A 16,367-nucleotide genomic window follows, 5' to 3' on the forward strand; every position below is an offset into this window, starting at 1 on the left:
GGAGCCGCGCCGTGATCCGCTCACGAATCCTCGAGATGCTCGCCGTCCTGCTCGCGTGCATCGCGCCAGTGCAGGCGGCCGACGCGCCGAAGCCGGCCGACCACGCGCAACTGATCGCGCGCGGCGAGTATCTGGCGCGCGCGGGAGACTGCATCGCGTGCCACACGATTCCCGCCGGCAAGCTGTTCGGCGGCGGCCGGCCGATGGAGACGCCGTTCGGCACGATCTATTCGCCGAACATCTCGTCGGACAAGGAAACCGGCATCGGTGCCTGGACGGCCGACGAGTTCTACCGGACGATGCACGACGGCCGGTCGCGCGACGGCCAGTTCATCTATCCGGCCATGCCGTTCGGGTCGTACACGAAGGTCACGCGCGCCGATTCCGATGCGATCTATGCGTACCTGCTGTCGGTGCCGCCGGTGCATCAGCCGAACCGTGCTCACGAACTGCGCTTCCCGTTCAATCAGCGGCAACTGCTGCTCGGCTGGCGCACGCTGTTCTTCCGCGAAGGCGAGTACCAGCCCGATCCCGCGCAGTCCGTGGAGTGGAATCGCGGCGCGTATCTCGTCGAGGGGCTCGGCCACTGCACGATGTGCCATACGCAGATCAACGCGCTGGGCGGCAACTCGCGCTCGAAGGCGTATCAGGGCGGGCTGATTCCGCTGCAGCAGTGGTACGCGCCGTCGCTCACATCGAATCGCGAAGCGGGCCTCGGCGACTGGAGCCTGACCGAGATCGCCGATCTGCTGCAGGCCGGTGTGTCGCATCGCGGCGCGGTCTACGGGCCGATGGCCGAGGTCGTCTACGACAGCTTCCAGTACCTGAACGACCAGGACGTGCGCGCGGTCGCCGTGTATCTGAAATCGTTGCCGGGTCGCTCGGGCGGCGAAGTCGATACCGCGCCGCCGCCGGCCACCGTCGCCGAGGAAACCCGTCGCCTCGCACCGCTCGGCGGCAAGATCTACGACGCGCAATGCGCGATCTGCCACGCGGCGGACGGGCGCGGCAAGCCACCGCATTTCCCGCCGCTCGCCGGCAACCAGTCGATCCAGATGACGTCGTCGGTCAACCCGATCCGCATGGTGCTGAACGGCGGCTATGCGCCCGGCACGCGCCGCAATCCGATGCCGTACGGGATGCCGCCGTTCGCGCAGTTGCTGTCGGACGAGGAGGTGGCGGCCGTCGTCACGTTCGTCCGTACCACGTGGGGCAATCACGGCAAGCCGGTGAGCGCGAAGGACGTCAACGCGCTGCGCTCGGCGCCGATCTTCTGAGGACACGACGATGCCATCGCCCGCGCCGCACGACGGTGCTTCCGACCCGGAACACGAACGCGTCGACGAGATCGTCCGGCGCGGCCCGCGCGGCGCGATCGCGCTGGCCGGCACCGCGACGGCGATCGTCGTCGCGCTGTGGTTCGCGTTCTACTTCCTGGTCTTCCTGCCGCGCGGCGTCATCCAGTAGCCCGATCACCATGAAGAATCCCTCCATTGACGAACCGGCGGCCTCCGCCGATATCGCCGCCCGCATCGAACGGCGCTGGGCCACGGTTGCCGTGGGCATCGTGACGGTGATGGTCTGCATGGTCATCTATACGGGCCTGCACTGGGGCATGATGCCGCCGTCGCGCGTCGAGACGATCCGGCCGGAGTCGCTGCACGTCGCGGGCGAGTTCGTCGAGAGCAATCTCGGCAGCGCGCTGGAAGCAGACGGCTCGGTGACGGTGCGGATCGTCGCGCAACAGTATTCGTTCACGCCGCAATGCGTGCTCGTGCCGGCCGACACGCCGGTCACGTTTCGCGCGACGAGCGCCGACGTCGTGCATGGTTTTCTCGTGACCGGGACCAACCTCAATTCGATGGTGGAACCGGGCTATATCGCGACGTTTCGGACGCGTTTTCCCGAACCCGCCGATCACCTGATGCCATGCCACGAATACTGCGGCACCGGCCATCAGGGCATGTGGGCGCACGTGAAAGTGATCGACAAGGCGGCTTTCCGGAAGATGGCCGCCGGCACCCGGAGACTGAGCTGTGTTAAATAGCCGACGCCTCGTCCTCGCGCATTTCTGGCTCGCGTTCATCTCGTTCGGCATCGCGCTGCCGCTCGGCGCGTGGCAGATGATCGTACGCAGCCCGCTGCATTCGTGGCTGCGCAATCCCGAGCTGTACTACCGGTCGGTGACGGAGCACGGCACCGTGATGGGCTACGTGTTTCCGACGCTGATCGCGATGGGCTTCGGTTACGCGGTGACCGAACTCGCGCTGAAGCGGCCGCTGATCGGCCCGCGCTGGGCGTGGGGCGGGCTGGCGCTGGTGGCGCTCGGCGCGGTATCGGCCAGCGTGCCGGTCGCGATGGGGCGCGCGTCGGTGCTGTACACGTTCTATCCGCCGATGATCGGCAACGCGTTCTACTACATCGGCGTGGTGCTTGTCGTCGTCGGCTCGTGGATCTGGGTCGCGCTGATGTCGATCAATCTTGCCGCGTGGAAACGCGATCATCGCGGCCAGACGGTGCCGCTCGCGATGTTCGCGACGGTGGCCGGCGCGTACCTGTGGGGCTGGACCGCGGTGGGCGCGGCGCTCGAGGTGCTGTTCCAGATCCTGCCGGTCGCGCTCGGCTTCCGGTCGACCATCGATGCGGGGCTGGCGCGCGTGTTTTTCTCGTGGACGCTGCACGCGATCGTCTACTTCTGGCTGATGCCGGCCTACATCGCGTACTACACGATCATTCCGCGCGCGATCGGCGGCCGCCTGTACAGCGATGCGATGGCGCGCATCTCGTTCATCCTGTTCCTCGTCGTGTCGATGCCGATCGGCATTCATCACCTGTTCACCGATCCGCAGGTCGGCGCCGGGTTCAAGTTCCTGCAATCGGTGTTCACGTCGCTGGTCGCGGTGCCCACGCTGCTGACGATTTTCACGATTTGTGCGTCGGTCGAGATTGCCGCGCGGCTGCGCGGCGGCAAGGGTACCTTCGGCTGGCTTGCCGCGTTGCCTTGGGACAACCCGCAGATGCTCGCGCTGGCGTTCTCGTTCGTGATGCTCGGCTTCGGCGGCGCGGGCGGCCTCATCAACATGAGCTACCAGCTCGACACGACGATCCACAACACGCAGTGGATCACCGGGCATTTCCACCTGATCTTCGCGGGCGCGATCGTCACGATGTACTTCGCGATCGCGTACGACCTGTGGCCGCATCTCACGGGGCGCGCGCTGACGCATGTGCGCCTGATGCGCTGGCAGCTCTGGCTGTGGTTCATCGGGATGATCGTCACCACGTTCCCGTGGCACTGGGTCGGGATCCTCGGCATGCCGCGGCGGATGGCCTACTACGACTACGGCGATCCGGCGCTGGCGGCGCAGGCCGTGTGGGTTGCGATGTCGGCAATCGGCGGGTTGATCCTCGTCGCCTCGGCGATCCTGTTCTTCGTCGTGCTGATTCGCGGGCATGCCGCGCCGCAAGTCGAACCCGACGCGTACCGCTTCAGCACGCCGGTGCACGAAACGCCTTCGGTGCCCGTCGCGCTCAACGGGTTCGCACTGTGGCTCACGCTGATGATCGGCCTCACGGTCGTCAACTACGGCTATCCGATCGTGCAGCTGATGGTGCGCGACGATACGGCGGTGCCGGCGATCATGATCGGAGCGCACCCATGAGCGACGAACGCCTGTTTTCGCTGCGCAATCCCTGGTTCCGCGCGAGCGTCGGCGGGACGCTCGGCATTGCGCTGGTGTCGGCGTTCGTCGGCTTCGTGTGGCTGCCTTCGGTGCAACGCGATGCGCCGTTCCAGGGCGTGTGGAACGCGATCTGCAGCGCGGCCGGCGTGCCGCGCCAATGGCTCGCCGGCGGAGACGCACCGGTCATGCCGGCCTATCCGGTCAGTCACGTGGAAGTGACGCCGCAATTGCTGTCGGATGCGACGCGTTTGTCGATCGGCCGGGGCGCGACGCTGTCGCTTCGCTGCACGATGTGCCACGGCGAAAAGGGAATGAGCAACGCGAATTCGCCGAATCTCGCCGGGCAATACGCGATCGCCGTGTACAAGCAATTGCGCGACTTCGCGGGCGACGCGCGGCAGAACGCGGTGATGTCGCCGATGGTGCGGGGGCTCGGCGATCAGGACATGCGGGATCTCGCCGCGTACTATGCGTCGTTGCCGCGGCCGGCTGCGCGGCGAACCGGCGTCGCGCCGGACATCGTCGTGCACGGCGCGCCGATGCGCAACATCCCGGCCTGCGCGGCGTGCCACGGCGGCATCGATCACCAGACGGGCAGCCCGTGGCTCGACGGCCTGCCGGCCGCGTATACGAAGGCGCAACTGGCCGATTTCGCGAGCGGCGCACGGCACAACGATACGTCCGAGCAGATGCGCAATATTGCGCGCAACCTGACGCCAGATGAAATCGCGGCCGCCGCTGCGTGGTATGCGGGTGTGGCGCGCTGATCGAGCGGGCGCGTGAGGCGGGTGGGCAGTGAGCATCCTGACAAGGACACCCCTGTCCCGTCGAACCTTTACCACCCGATCCGGTGCTTCTCCTCCGTCTCGCGATGCCGCCAGTCGTCGTCCGCGTGCAGGTACTGGCTCGTGGTCGTCAGCGACACGTGGCCGAGGTTGTCGCGCACGAGCCGCAGGTCGACGTGGCCGTCGGCCATATGCGAGCCCGCACTGTGGCGCAGCCAGTGTGCGGACGCCTGTTCGAGCACGCGCGCCTGCTGCTCGCCGGCTTCGCCGTTCACGCGCAGCCGGTCGGCCGCGAACTGGAACACCTGCTTCACGATCCGGTGCAGCGCCGCGCGCGTGAGCGGCTTGCGCGCCTGGCCGACCGGCAGCACGAGCGGCGTGGGTTCGCCGTCGGACGGCAGGGCGGGCAGGCCATGCGCGCGCCGGTAGCGCGACAGCTCGGCCATCATCTCGTCGGTGGCCGGCACGAGCCGCTGCCGGCCGCCTTTGCCCGTCACGTCGAGCCACCAGCGGTCGCGCCCGTCCGCGTCGCGCCGGCAGAAGAACTGGCCCATCGTCGTATCGGCCGCTTCGGTGATGCGCAGCCCGCCGAGATACAGCAGCGTGAACAGCCAGCGCGCGCGATCCGCATGGAAGCCCGCCCGCGCGTCGTCGCGCGGCATCGCGGCGATCGCATCCTTGACCGACTGCCACAGCGGTTGCCCGAGATGGCGCGTGACGCGCGGCGCGGGCCGGCGCTGCCGCTGGCGCGACAACGCGAGCGGATTGCCGGCGAGGTAGCCGGCCTGCACGAGCCACGAGAACATCACGTTCAGGATCACCAATGCCTGCCGCTGGCTGGCCGCCGACAGCGGCCCGTAGAACGGCCGCCAGCGCGGATCGTCGCGCGGATGCTTGCGCCCGCCGTTCGCGCACCACAGCTCGGCCGGCGCGGGTTCGAGCAGGAACTGCCGGTAGACGACCAGATCTTCGTGCGTGAGCGACGACAGCGGCTTGCCGCACGCGATCACGGCCCACAGCAGCAGGCGTTCGGCTTCCTTGCGGTAGTTCTGGAATGTGGTCGGCGTATCGACAAAGCGGGCGAGCCACGCGCGCACCGCATCGAGGTCGTTGGTCGCGGCAATCTGCGGATGCGCGCTGTTCGAGCGGTTGGTGCCCGTGCGTCCGTCGAGCGCGGCCGGCACGGTCAGCGCATCGATCGGCAGCGGGCGCAGCGCGGTGTCGGACGGAACGGGTGAGGTCATGCGAAGCGGAGGGCGCTGTGCGGATCGTTTGCACGTGAACGGGCGGACGAACGCAGCGCGATCAAGCATATCGGGAAGCGCCGATGGTACACGATCACCACACGGTAAAACCGCCGTCGACGGCGATTGCCTGACCGGTGACGAAGCGCGCGGCGGGCGAGCACAGCCATATCACCGTTTCCGCGATGTCGCGCGGCTCGCCGAGCCGCGCCATCGGCGTGGCCTGCGTCAGTCGGGCCATGTCGTCGCGGTTTTCCGGGCGGTCGGTGATCGCCGTATGGGCAATGCCGCCGGGGCACACGGCATTCACGCGGATGCCGCGGCTCGCATAGTCGATCGCCACCGATTTCGTGAGGCCGATGACGCCGCTCTTCGATGCCGAATACGCGGAGAGCCCCGGCCCGCTGACAATCCCCATGATCGACGACGTGTTGACGATCGCCCCGCCGCCGAATGACAGCATGTGCCGGCATTCGTGTTTCATGCACAGCCACACGCCTTTCAGGTTCACGGCGATCGTGCGATCCCATTCGTCCTCGTCGAATTCGGCGACGGGCGCGCCGCGCGGCGCGATGCCGGCGTTGTTGAAGGCGATGTCGAGACGCCCGAACGTGGCGACTGTCGTGTCGATCGCATCGCGCACGTCGTCGGCGCGCGAGACGTCGGTGCGCAGCACGATCGCCCTGGCGCCGGTGCGCTCGATCGCGTGCGCGACGTCTTCGGCAGCGGACACGACGGTGTCCAGCAGCGCGACCTGCGCGCCGGCTTCGGCGAAGCACAGTGCGGCCTGTCGTCCGATGCCGGTCGCCGCGCCGGTCACGACGGCAACTTTTCCAGCGAAGCTTTCCATGTCTGTCTCCTGTGGCGCTGAGTGGAGAGACAGGTTAGGCGGCATGCGCCGGTGCTTCGACGTTGAAACGGACTAGGCGGATTCGATGGCGGGGCGGTCGTCACGAAAGCATCACCCCAGCGACAGCACGCTGTTCAGCAACGTCCTGACGAGCGTCGCCTGCCGCGTGACGCCCGTCTTCGAAAAAATCGCGCGCAAATGCGAGCGCGCGGTGTTCTTGCTGATCGCGAGTTCGTCGGCGGCTTCCTCGAGCGTCTGCCCGTTGACGAGCGCGAGCGCCAGCGCGGTTTCGGCCGGCGTGAGGTCGAACAGCTTGCGCACGATGTCGTGCGACGCCTGCGACTTGCGCTCGGCATCGCGGATGAAGATCGCGCACGCCGGCCGGCGCGGATTGTCCTCCGACCATTCGCTGAGCGGCACCGCGCGGATCAGCACGCCGAGCGGCGGCTTGCCGGACGGGCGCGGCACGGCAATGGCCTGCGCGACCGACGGCGCGCCGCTTGCGCGCTCCGCGAGCACCTGCCGGATCAGCTTCTGCAGCTTGCGATCCTCCAGCGGATACGACGCTTCGAGCGCGTCGCCGCGCACGCGCAGGCCGTCGCATTCGGCGAAGATCTCGTCCGCGACGCAATTGGTCTTCATGACCGTGCCGCGCTCGTCGAGGATCGCGGTGGCGACGAGCATGCGGTCGATCGTACTCGCGTACAGCGTGCGCTCGGATTCGACCATCCCGAACTTCGCGTGCAGCCGCACCGCGCGCTTCAGGTGCGGCAGCAGCGCATTGCAGACGGCCTTGTCGGTCGCCGAAAACGCGCGGTCGCGATGCGAGCGGCACACGCGGAAACGGCACTCGATGCCATCGGGCGTGCGCAGGTCGGCGCCCATCAGGTACCCGACGTCGAACGGCTCGAGAAACTCGCGATACATCGCGCTGCTGCGCCAGACGCCGACGCCGAGCAGCTCGTCGACGGTGACGACGCGATCGCTCGGCAGGTTCACGAACGGATCGAGCGCGTAGTAGTAGGTGTTGTACGACGCGACGCCCGACAGCGGCGCATTCTGCCCGGACGCATTGATCATCAGCCCCGCATGGCCGCTGGCGGGCCAGCGCAGGATCATCGTCACGTAGTTCGCGTGCAGGTGGACGCGGATCTGCTCCAGTGCGCCGCCCCACGGCACGTCTTCGAGCGGGCCTTCGTAGATCGTCGTGAGCAATGCGTCGAACTGCTCGAGCGTCAGTTTCGATTGGGCAAGGTGCGGCGGCAGGGCCGCGGGCGCCGTGGTCATTCGGGTTGTCTCCTGTTGCGGCCACCGGGTCGACCGGGCGTGATTCGGCCCCGTCGCCCGGTGTGCACGGGCGAGCCGCCGGCAGCGATGCGCGCGGCTGAACCGGATCACGGTAACGTATCGGCTCGCACGCGACATCCCATAAATGAACGTGGCGGATCGCTTTCTGTAAGCTATTTGTGAACTTTCCTGCCGTGGGGGCCTCTAATCGGCCCTCCAACGCTTCCTGAGGAACATCAGATGATTCGCCAATCCAGAACACTGCTCGGCGCGGCCGTCATTGCCGGCAGCACGCTCCTCGCCGGATGCCAGACCGACGCCGTCGCCACGTCGCCGAACGCGGTGCGCCCGGCCGACAGCAAGCCGGTGACCAAGACTGTGTATGTCGCGCCGCAATCCGCGCGCTGCACGGGCGTCGCGCCGATGGAGTGCCTGCAGGTGCGCAACAGCCCGAACGAGCCGTGGAGCCTGTGGTACGCCGGTATCGAAGGCTTCGCGTACCAGCCCGGCTACCTGTACACGCTCGAAATCGACGAATACCACGTTGCGCAGCCGCCGGCCGACGGTTCGTCGATCCGCTGGGTGCTCAAGCGCGTCGTCGAGCGCCGCCAGGCGAACTGACGGCCGCGCTCACGCGGACGGGCGCGCTGCCGCACTGGCCGGCGGCGCGGCCGTATCGATTCGCCGGAACACGACGGACGACAGCAGCGTCACCACGCCCATGCACGTGAACGACAGCATGAACCCGTGGGCCATCGAACCCCAATAGGCAGCAAACAGGTTGACGAGGCCGCCGCCGATCGACACGCCGAGCCCCATCGCCAGCATCTGCATCATCGTGAACAGGCTGTTGCCGCTGCCGGCGTCGGCATGCGACAGCCCCTTCAGCGTCACGCCGTTCATCGCCGCGAACTGCATCGAGTTCGCCGCGCCGAACACGATCAGCAGCGCACCTTCCAGTAGCGGCGCGGGCCGCGCCGACACCAGCGCGAACCCCGCGATCGCGCACCCGACGATCCCCGTATTCACGACCAGGAACGCGGCATAGCCGAACCGCTTCACGAGCGGCGCGATCCAGCGTTTCGCGATGACGCCCGCGATCGCGGCCGGCAGCATCATCAGCCCCGACTGCAGCGGCGTATAGCCGAGCTGCACCTGCATCAGCAGTGGCAGCATGAACGGCACCGAGCTCGTGCCGATCCGGCACAGCAGGTTGCCGAGCAGCCCCGAACCGAAGTTCGGCTCACGGAACAGCCCGAGCCGGAACAGCGGCTGCGCGCGTCGCCGCGCGTGCGGCAGGTACGCAAGCGCGCTCGCCAGCCCGACCACGGCGAGCCCGGCCGCCCACGCGGCGCGATGCGCGGGCATCGGCGGGTCGATCGCGAGCGACAGCGCGATCATCGCGACCGACAGCAGCGCACAGCCAATGAAGTCGAACGGCGGCGGCTGTTGCGCCTGGTCGTGCGGCAGGTAGCGCTGCACGGCCAGGAAGCCGACCACGCCGACCGGCACGTTGACGATGAACACCCAGTGCCACGAAATCGCCTGCGTCAGCCAGCCGCCGAGCGTCGGCCCGACGATCGGCCCGAGCTGGCCGGCGATCGACACGAACGCGATCGCCGCGACGTATTGTTCGCCCGGCACGCGGCGCAGCACGGCGAGCCGCCCGATCGGCAGCAGCATCGAGCCGCCGATGCCCTGCAGCGCGCGCGCGGCGACGAGCTGGCCGAGCGTATGCGACGCCGCGCAGCCGATCGATGCCAGCACGAACACGAAAATCGCGAGCGAGAACACGCGGCGCGTGCCGAACCGGTCGGCCAGCCAGCCCGACGCCGGCGTGAGCATCGCCATCGTCAGCGTGTAGACGACCACGACCGGCTGCATCGCGAGCGGCGACGCGTGCAGGCTTTGTGCGATCGAAGGCAGGGCGGTGTTGACGATCGTCGTGTCGAGCGACTGCATGAAGAATGCAGCGGCGACGATCCAGAGCAGCGCGGAGTGTGTGGGTTCCCGGGACATGGCGAAATCGGTGGTGCAAAGGCCGGCGCGGGTGGCGTCTCGGCGCGGTTGCGCGGCGCCTGCCGGTCTTCAAGCGCACGATGGTACCGATTCCGATGGTCATCGGGAAGCCGCCTGAAGACGTTGACTGTCATCGGCAATGCCGATGACAATGCGCCATGCTCAATCCCGTCTGGCTCAACACGTTCGCGATCGTCACGAACTGCCGCAGCTTCACCGAAGCAGGCCGGCAGCTCGGGCTCAACCAGTCGAGCGTCAGCGAACACATCCGTCGTCTCGAAGAGAGCGTCGGCCGGCGGCTGTTCGTGCGCGACACGCATTCGATCGCGATGACGGCCGACGGCGAGGCGCTGCTCGTGCATGCGAACGTGATCCTGCAGGCGCTCAACCGTGCGGAATCGCAGTTCCGCAAGCCGAGGCTGCAAGGGCTGGTGCGGCTCGGCGCACCGGACGACCTCGCGCTCGTCGCGTTGCCGGATGTGCTGGCCGGGTTTCGCGCCGCGCACCCGGACGTCGCACTGGAGATCACCACCGGCATGACGAGCCGGCTCTATGAAGGGCTGGATGCGGGCGCGCTCGACCTGATGATCGGCAAGCGGCGGCTCGGCGAGCGGCGCGGCACGCCGCTGCTACGCACGCGGCTCGAATGGGTCGCGCGGCCCGGCACCGTCGTCGATCCGGAGCGGCCGCTGCCGCTCGTGCTGGTGGCCGAGCCGAGCGTGACGCGGGCGATCGTCCTGAACGCGCTCGCGGAGAAGGGGATCGGCTGGGAAGTCGTGTGTTCGAGCAGCAGCCAGCCGGGCTGCATCGCGGCCGCACGCGCGGGGCTCGGCCTGACCGCGACGTCGCATTATCTGTCGACGCGCGGGCTTGCGCCGCTGGTCAACGGCGACGCGCTGCCCGTGCTGCCCGACATCGAATTCATCGCGCTGGCCGCGAAGCGGCTCAGCCAGCCGGCGCGCACGCTGCTCGAATTGCTGGAAGCGAGCGACCTGAGCACGCCGGGCGCGGACGCGTAACGGATCCGTTACGCGCACGGCACCCGCATCCGGCGCCCGCATCCGGCGCCCACGCCCGCGCCCGCACCGCGGGCCGTCATGCGGCCCGTTTCTGCGAAATCACCAGCAGCGCGCCGTTCTTGTCCTCCAGCACCGCGCGGTATTCGTGCGGCCCGGCCTGCACGGGCACGCGCACCGACGCGCCGGCCTTCACGACCCGCGCCATCGCCGCATACAGGTCGTCGTCCTCGTCCACGCGCAGCGTGAGCGCCGCGCGCTCGACGATCTGCTCGTCGCCCGCGACCAGCGCGATCGTCAGCGGGCCGCCGTCGAGCGCGCAATAGCGGTCGCCGTCGCGGAACTTCACGTTCAGGCCCAGCCCGTCGACGAACAGCGGCAACGCCGTGTCGATGTCGTCGACCGGATACAGCAGCATCGATACCTTCATTCCCTCTCTCCCTTGTCGTTGGTCGGTGCGCGCAACGCGCCCGCCGTTCGATGCTAGCGCGCCGCTCCCGCCGCCACGCAGTCCGATCGGATGACGGTGAAACCCCTCTGTCCCCGCGGGCGCGCGGCTACTCCGAACAGATGATGCCCGCGCCAGCCGGCGCGCCGACACTTCCATTCGTGGACCGTCGCGCTTCGTCCGTATCGTGCGGGCGGGCTGCACGACCCGACTCGTCCAACAACCATGGAGACGCACGCAATGAAGTTTTCCCTCATCTACGAAGCCCAGACCACCGACGCATCGCGCGAGGGCGACCACCGGGTGTTCAAGGAGACGGTCGAACAGGCGCTGCTCGCCGAGCAGGTCGGCTTCGACACGATCTGGTGCGTGGAGCACACGTCGCTGACCAACTATGCGCACATGAGCGCGCCGGAAACCTTCCTCGCCTACCTGGCCGGCCGCACGACGCGCATCGGCCTCGGGCACGGCGTCGTGTGCCTGCCGCCGGCGATGAACCATCCGATCAAGGTCGCGGAGCGCGTCGCGCTGCTCGACATCCTGTCCGGCGGCCGCGTGCACTTCGGCGTCGGCAAGGGCGGCAGCCAGCAGGAAGCCGGCGCGTTCGGCTACGACCTCAACGAACTGCAGCCGATGATCGACGAATCGATGTACCTCGTGCCGAAGATGTTCGTGCAGGACGAGATCGAGCACGACGGCAAGTACATCAAGATTCCGAAGCGTCCGATCCACCCGAAGCCGTTCCAGGATCCGCATCCGCCGATGTACCTCGCGTGTACCAACACCGATGCGCTGCTGCGCGCCGGCCAGCGCGGGATGGGCGCGCTGGTGCTCGGTTTCGGCGGCCCCGATGAAGTCGCGAAGAAGAACGCGGTGTACCGCGAAGCGTGGGCGAACCGCAAGCCGGAAGACCAGGTCGGCTTCCGCCCGACCCAGCACCTTGCCGCCCTGTGCCCGACGGTCGTGATGGCCGACGGCCAGGCCGCCCGCAAGATCGGCATCCGCGGCCAGCGCTACTTCATGGAATCGCTCGCGTACTGGTACACGGGCGGCGAGCGTCCGGACCCGGCGAAGTGGGGCGACGACCTCGTGCAGGCCGACACCGGCGAGATGGTGATCCGCTCGCGCTTCGCCTCGGAGGAAGTCGTCGTGAACTTCGCCGACCCGGCGCTCGCGATGATGAACCCGAACCACGCGTACGGCACGGTGGACGACTGCATCGGCTATGTCGGCCGCCTGCAGGAAGCCGGCGTCGACGAGGTGCTGTTCCTGTGCCAGATGGGCACGGTGCCGCACGAGGCGCAGATGGAGACGATCCGCAACATCGGCGAGCACGTGATCCCGTTCTTCAACAAGGAGAAGGAGCGCGCCTGCGCGTGATGCACCGGGCCGCGCCCGTCGTCCCGTCCGGTCGGACGATGCGGCGCGGTCGTGCGAAGCCGACCATCGGTGGTGGCGAGCATCGCCCGCGGCCAGGCCGCGCCGAACAACTTTGAACGAGAGCGGGGCACGCGCCGCGGCGCATCACCCGCTTCACAGGAGACATTCGTGCATCGCGACAACGATTCGAACGCACTGGCCGCCACGCTGATCGCCCGGGCCGAGGCACTGGCGCCGACGCTGGCCGGCCGCGCCGCGCAGGCGGAAGCGCAGGGCCGCATCCCGGCCGAGACGATCGCCGACATGCAGGCCGCCGGCTTCTTCAAGGTGCTGCAGCCGAAGCGCTACGGCGGCTACGAGCTCGATCCGCAGGCTTTCTTCGACATCCAGATGGCGCTCGCGCGCGGCTGCATGTCGACCGCGTGGGTGTACGGCGTCGTCGGCGTGCACAACTGGCAGCTCGCGCTGTTCGACGAGCGCGCGCAGCAGGACGTGTGGGGCAACGACCCGGCGACGCTGATCGCATCGACCTACATGCCGGTCGGCCGCGTGACGCCGGTCGACGGCGGCTTCCGCCTGTCGGGCCACTGGAAGTTCTCGAGCGGCAGCGAACTGTGCGAATGGGTGTTCCTCGGTGCGCTGGTGCCGGCAACCGTTGCCGGCCAGCCGCCCGAATACCGCACCTTCCTGCTGCCGAAATCCGATTACCGGATCCAGCAGGACTGGGACGTGCTCGGGCTGCGCGCGACGGGCAGCCACGACATCGTCGTCGACGACGTGTTCGTGCCCGCGTATCGCACGCACAAGGCAATCGACGGGATGATGGGCACGAGCCCGGGCCTCGCCGTCAACGACGCGCCGCTGTTCAAGCTGCCGTTCGCGCAGATCTTCGTGCGCGCGGTGTGCACGTCGTGCATCGGCGCGCTGCAGGGCGCGCTCGACGATTTCACCGGCTATGCGGCGACGCGCGTGTCGGCCAACAGCGGCGCGAAGACGACCGACGATCCGGGCGCGCAGAACGCATGCGCGAACGCGGCCGTCGCGATCGACGAGATGCAGGTGCTGCTCAAGCGCAATTTCGCGGAACTGATGGCGTCGGTCACCGGCGGCCCGGCCGTGTCGATCGAGCGCCGCGTGCATTTCCGCTACCAGTCCGCGCAGGTTGCCGAGCGTTGCGCGCAGGCGGCGAACGCGCTGCTGCGCTATGCGGGCGGCAACGGCATCTATCACCGCAATCCGCTGGTGCGCCGCTTCCTCGACCTGCACGCGGCCCGCGCGCACTACGCGAACAACGTGGACCGCTTCGGCCAGAACCTCGGCGCCGTGATGCTCGGCCGCGAGAACACCGACTTCTTCATCTGACGGAGACGCGATGAACGACCCGCAAGCACAGCAATACGTGTTCGACGTGGTGGTCGTCGGTTCGGGCGCGGGCGCGCTGCTCGCCGCGTGCCGTGCGGCCGACCGCGGCCTGTCCGTCGTCGTGATCGAGAAGACGGCGCTGTACGGCGGCACGTCGGCCGTCTCGGGCGGCGGCATCTGGGTGCCGTGCAATCACCATATCGCCGAGCTGGGCGTGACCGATTCGCGCGAGGCCGCGCGCGGCTACATCGAAGCGTGCGTGGCCGGCGAATCGACGCCCGAGAAGATCGACACCTATCTCGACCGCGCGCCGGAGATGCTGCGCTACCTGGAATCGCAGACGCCGGTGCGTTACCAGTCGCTGCCGAAGTACGCGGACTATTTCCAGAAGGTGCCGGGCGCGATGCCGGGCTACCGCGCGCTCGATCCGATGCCGTTCGACGGGGGGCTGCTCGGCGACGAATTCGACCGGCTGCGGCCGGCGTCGCCCGGCACGTTGATCGGCGGGCGCGTGGCCGTGACGTCGAAGGAGGCGCATACGCTGTTCTCGCGCGGGCCCGGCTTCATGAAGCTCGCGATCGCGCAGTTCGGCCGCTACTGGCTCGATATCGGGATGCGCCGCCGCACGCGGCGCGACCGGCGCCTGACGCTCGGCAATGCGCTGATCGGCGGGCTGCGCCGTGCGCTGCTCGACCGCAACGTGCCCGTGTGGCTCGACACGCCGATGCGCGACCTGCTCGACGTGGACGGCCGCGTGACGGGCGTGCGCGCGCAGCGCTTCGGGCAGCCCGTGACGATCGCCGCGCGGCGCGGCGTGATCCTCGGCGCGGGCGGCTTCGAGCGCAACCAGCCGATGCGCGAGCGCTACCTGCCGCAGCCGACACAGGCGCAGTGGAGCGCAACGCCGCCGGCCAACACCGGCGACGCGATCGCCGAAGGCCACCGGCTCGGCGGCGCGCTCGCGCTGATGGCGCACGTGTGGGGCGCGCCGACGGTCGGTGTCGCGGGCGAGGAGAAGCAGCGCGCGCTGTTCGTCGAACGCAACCTGCCGGGCTGCGTGATCGTGAACAGCCTCGGCAAGCGCTTCGTCAACGAAGCCGCGCCGTATTCCGAATTCGTGCCGGCGATGTATCGCGACCATGCGCGCACCGGCGCGAGCGTACCGGCGTGGATGGTGTTCGACGCGCGGTTTCGCCGCAAGTATCCGTGCGGGCCGATCATGCCGGCGTCGATGATGCCCGATTCACGGATTCCGGCCGCGTTCCGCGACGTGATCGTGAAGGCCGACACGATCGACGCGCTGGCCGCGCGCATCGGCGTCGATGCGGCCGGCCTGCACGACACGCTGCGCGACATGGCGCGCTACGCAGTCACCGGGATCGACGAAGCGTTCGGCAAGGGCGACAACCTGTTCGACACGTACTACGGCGATCCGCAGAACAAGCCGAACCCGTGCCTCGGGCCGATCGACCAGGCACCGTTCTACGCGGTGCGGATCGACGCGGGCGACATCGGCACGAAGGGCGGGCTCGTCACCGATGTGCACGCCCGCGTGCTGCGCGCCGACGGCGAGCCGATCGACGGCCTCTATGCGATCGGCAACACCAGCGCATCGATGATGGGCGCGAGCTACCCCGGCGCGGGCTCGACGCTCGGTCCGGCGATGACCTTCGGGTATCTCGCCGCCGACCACCTGGCTGCTCGCGCAGCCGACGCCGGCGGGCAGCCCGCCCGGCCATCCACGACTGAACTTGACGGAGTCCGATCATGAGCGATCTCACCACCCATCCGCTGCGCACCGACATGCTGCTCGCGATGCGCCGCCTCGCGCGCTCCGTCACGGTCATCAGCAGTGCGCACGACGGCCGGCGCTACTCGATGTCCGCGACGGCGGTCGATTCGCTGTCGACCGATCCGCCTTCGCTGCTGATCTGCATCAACCGCAACGCGTCGCTGTATCCGCCGCTCGACGCGGGCGCCGGCTTCTGCGTGAACGTGTTGTCGGCGGCCCACGAAGGCATCGCGATCGACTGCAGCGGCCGCCTGAAGGGCGAGGCGCGCTTCACGACGGGCGACTGGCATACGTCGGCGCTCGGCGTGCCGTATCTGCGCGACGCGCAGGCGAGCCTCGTGTGCGAACAGGATGGCCGCTTCGAATACGGCACGCATACGGTGTTCATCGGGCGTATCCGCGAAGTGCTGATGAGCGGCGACGTCGATCCGCTCGTCTATCTCGACGGTGCCTACACGACGCCCGGTGCGCCGGTGGCCCGTGCGGCTGCGTGACGTGAGG

16 protein-coding genes are annotated in these 16,367 nt (G+C 68.5%); 11 read left to right on the forward strand and 5 right to left on the reverse strand.

All coding sequences use genetic code 11. The annotated features are described in order from the left end of the window. Positions 1–35 precede the first annotated feature (35 nt). Genes BCEP18194_RS29775 through BCEP18194_RS29795 form a run of 5 tightly spaced genes read left to right on the forward strand, consistent with a single transcriptional unit; the run spans position 36 to position 4,450 of the window. Positions 36–1,277, forward strand: a complete 1,242-nt coding sequence (locus tag BCEP18194_RS29775; protein WP_050781624.1) for a cytochrome c — start codon at positions 36–38, stop codon at positions 1,275–1,277. Positions 1,278–1,287: 10 nt separating this feature from the next. Next, the gene (locus BCEP18194_RS29780) at positions 1,288–1,467 is read left to right on the forward strand and encodes a hypothetical protein (RefSeq protein WP_011355005.1); all 180 of its coding nucleotides are present in this window, start codon (positions 1,288–1,290) and stop codon (positions 1,465–1,467) included. A gap of 10 nt (positions 1,468–1,477) precedes the next feature. Then, the gene (locus tag BCEP18194_RS29785) at positions 1,478–2,047 is read left to right on the forward strand and encodes a cytochrome c oxidase subunit II (protein WP_041493563.1); all 570 of its coding nucleotides are present in this window, start codon (positions 1,478–1,480) and stop codon (positions 2,045–2,047) included. Beyond that, positions 2,037–3,662, forward strand: coding sequence for a b(o/a)3-type cytochrome-c oxidase subunit 1 (locus BCEP18194_RS29790; RefSeq protein WP_011355007.1), 1,626 nt, complete (start codon positions 2,037–2,039; stop codon positions 3,660–3,662). The genes BCEP18194_RS29785 and BCEP18194_RS29790 overlap by 11 nt, the downstream gene beginning before the upstream one ends. Continuing rightward, the gene (locus BCEP18194_RS29795; RefSeq protein WP_011355008.1) at positions 3,659–4,450 is read left to right on the forward strand and encodes a c-type cytochrome; all 792 of its coding nucleotides are present in this window, start codon (positions 3,659–3,661) and stop codon (positions 4,448–4,450) included. The genes BCEP18194_RS29790 and BCEP18194_RS29795 overlap by 4 nt, the downstream gene beginning before the upstream one ends. 68 nt (positions 4,451–4,518) lie before the next feature. On the opposite strand, the gene BCEP18194_RS29800 is transcribed toward BCEP18194_RS29795, so the two are convergent. From BCEP18194_RS29800 to BCEP18194_RS29810, 3 genes are all read right to left on the reverse strand, one after another. After that, positions 4,519–5,712: a tyrosine-type recombinase/integrase gene (locus BCEP18194_RS29800; RefSeq protein WP_041493281.1), complete on the reverse strand. Its 1,194-nt coding sequence runs from the start codon at positions 5,710–5,712 to the stop codon at positions 4,519–4,521. A gap of 94 nt (positions 5,713–5,806) precedes the next feature. Next, complete coding sequence (locus tag BCEP18194_RS29805) at positions 5,807–6,562, reverse strand: SDR family NAD(P)-dependent oxidoreductase (RefSeq protein WP_011355010.1); 756 nt, start codon at positions 6,560–6,562, stop codon at positions 5,807–5,809. 111 nt (positions 6,563–6,673) lie between these two features. Beyond that, a complete protein-coding gene (locus BCEP18194_RS29810; protein ID WP_011355011.1) occupies positions 6,674–7,849 on the reverse strand; it encodes a helix-turn-helix transcriptional regulator in 1,176 nt (391 codons plus the stop codon). A 240-nt stretch (positions 7,850–8,089) separates the two neighbouring features. Here BCEP18194_RS29810 and BCEP18194_RS29815 point away from each other — a divergent pair, with 240 nt between their 5' ends. Continuing rightward, a complete protein-coding gene (locus tag BCEP18194_RS29815; protein ID WP_011355012.1) occupies positions 8,090–8,470 on the forward strand; it encodes a DUF4377 domain-containing protein in 381 nt (126 codons plus the stop codon). A 9-nt stretch (positions 8,471–8,479) separates the two neighbouring features. Here BCEP18194_RS29815 and BCEP18194_RS29820 read toward each other — a convergent pair whose 3' ends face one another. Further along, the gene (locus BCEP18194_RS29820) at positions 8,480–9,868 is read right to left on the reverse strand and encodes a DHA2 family efflux MFS transporter permease subunit (protein WP_011355013.1); all 1,389 of its coding nucleotides are present in this window, start codon (positions 9,866–9,868) and stop codon (positions 8,480–8,482) included. Between the two features lie 158 nt (positions 9,869–10,026). Between BCEP18194_RS29820 and BCEP18194_RS29825 the strand changes: the two genes are divergently transcribed. Then, entirely contained in the window at positions 10,027–10,887 is an 861-nt protein-coding gene (locus BCEP18194_RS29825; protein WP_011355014.1) for a LysR family transcriptional regulator, read from the forward strand. A 76-nt stretch (positions 10,888–10,963) separates the two neighbouring features. Here the strand turns inward: BCEP18194_RS29825 and BCEP18194_RS29830 are convergent, their stop codons facing one another. Next, entirely contained in the window at positions 10,964–11,314 is a 351-nt protein-coding gene (locus tag BCEP18194_RS29830) for a VOC family protein (RefSeq protein ID WP_011355015.1), read from the reverse strand. A 258-nt stretch (positions 11,315–11,572) separates the two neighbouring features. Between BCEP18194_RS29830 and BCEP18194_RS29835 the strand changes: the two genes are divergently transcribed. The 4 genes from BCEP18194_RS29835 to BCEP18194_RS29850 all read left to right on the forward strand — a co-directional run bounded on the left by BCEP18194_RS29835 (position 11,573) and on the right by BCEP18194_RS29850 (position 16,360). Further along, the gene (locus tag BCEP18194_RS29835) at positions 11,573–12,712 is read left to right on the forward strand and encodes an LLM class flavin-dependent oxidoreductase (protein WP_011355016.1); all 1,140 of its coding nucleotides are present in this window, start codon (positions 11,573–11,575) and stop codon (positions 12,710–12,712) included. 168 nt (positions 12,713–12,880) lie between these two features. Beyond that, on the forward strand, positions 12,881–14,074 hold the full coding sequence (locus BCEP18194_RS29840; protein WP_011355017.1) for an acyl-CoA dehydrogenase family protein: 1,194 nt from the start codon (positions 12,881–12,883) through the stop codon (positions 14,072–14,074). Between the two features lie 10 nt (positions 14,075–14,084). Next, positions 14,085–15,845: an FAD-dependent oxidoreductase gene (locus BCEP18194_RS29845; RefSeq protein ID WP_011355018.1), complete on the forward strand. Its 1,761-nt coding sequence runs from the start codon at positions 14,085–14,087 to the stop codon at positions 15,843–15,845. Beyond that, positions 15,842–16,360, forward strand: coding sequence for a flavin reductase family protein (locus BCEP18194_RS29850; RefSeq protein WP_011355019.1), 519 nt, complete (start codon positions 15,842–15,844; stop codon positions 16,358–16,360). The genes BCEP18194_RS29845 and BCEP18194_RS29850 overlap by 4 nt, the downstream gene beginning before the upstream one ends. Positions 16,361–16,367: the final 7 nt, after the last annotated feature.

The organism is Burkholderia lata (assembly GCF_000012945.1).
Lineage (GTDB): Bacteria > Pseudomonadota > Gammaproteobacteria > Burkholderiales > Burkholderiaceae > Burkholderia > Burkholderia lata.

Excerpts from the sequence above, each read along its gene's own strand:
- BCEP18194_RS29825 (WP_011355014.1), top strand. The coding sequence starts at position 10,027 with ATGCTCAATCCCGTCTGGCTCAACACGTTCGCGATCGTCACGAACTGC.
- BCEP18194_RS29850 (WP_011355019.1), top strand. The coding sequence starts at position 15,842 with ATGAGCGATCTCACCACCCATCCGCTGCGCACCGACATGCTGCTCGCG.
- BCEP18194_RS29820 (WP_011355013.1), bottom strand. The coding sequence starts at position 9,868 with ATGTCCCGGGAACCCACACACTCCGCGCTGCTCTGGATCGTCGCCGCT.
- BCEP18194_RS29795 (WP_011355008.1), top strand. The coding sequence starts at position 3,659 with ATGAGCGACGAACGCCTGTTTTCGCTGCGCAATCCCTGGTTCCGCGCG.
- BCEP18194_RS29775 (WP_050781624.1), top strand. The coding sequence starts at position 36 with ATGCTCGCCGTCCTGCTCGCGTGCATCGCGCCAGTGCAGGCGGCCGAC.
- BCEP18194_RS29805 (WP_011355010.1), bottom strand. The coding sequence starts at position 6,562 with ATGGAAAGCTTCGCTGGAAAAGTTGCCGTCGTGACCGGCGCGGCGACC.
- BCEP18194_RS29810 (WP_011355011.1), bottom strand. The coding sequence starts at position 7,849 with ATGACCACGGCGCCCGCGGCCCTGCCGCCGCACCTTGCCCAATCGAAA.
- BCEP18194_RS29845 (WP_011355018.1), top strand. The coding sequence starts at position 14,085 with ATGAACGACCCGCAAGCACAGCAATACGTGTTCGACGTGGTGGTCGTC.
- BCEP18194_RS29830 (WP_011355015.1), bottom strand. The coding sequence starts at position 11,314 with ATGAAGGTATCGATGCTGCTGTATCCGGTCGACGACATCGACACGGCG.
- BCEP18194_RS29815 (WP_011355012.1), top strand. The coding sequence starts at position 8,090 with ATGATTCGCCAATCCAGAACACTGCTCGGCGCGGCCGTCATTGCCGGC.
- BCEP18194_RS29780 (WP_011355005.1), top strand. The coding sequence starts at position 1,288 with ATGCCATCGCCCGCGCCGCACGACGGTGCTTCCGACCCGGAACACGAA.
- BCEP18194_RS29835 (WP_011355016.1), top strand. The coding sequence starts at position 11,573 with ATGAAGTTTTCCCTCATCTACGAAGCCCAGACCACCGACGCATCGCGC.
- BCEP18194_RS29800 (WP_041493281.1), bottom strand. The coding sequence starts at position 5,712 with ATGACCTCACCCGTTCCGTCCGACACCGCGCTGCGCCCGCTGCCGATC.
- BCEP18194_RS29785 (WP_041493563.1), top strand. The coding sequence starts at position 1,478 with ATGAAGAATCCCTCCATTGACGAACCGGCGGCCTCCGCCGATATCGCC.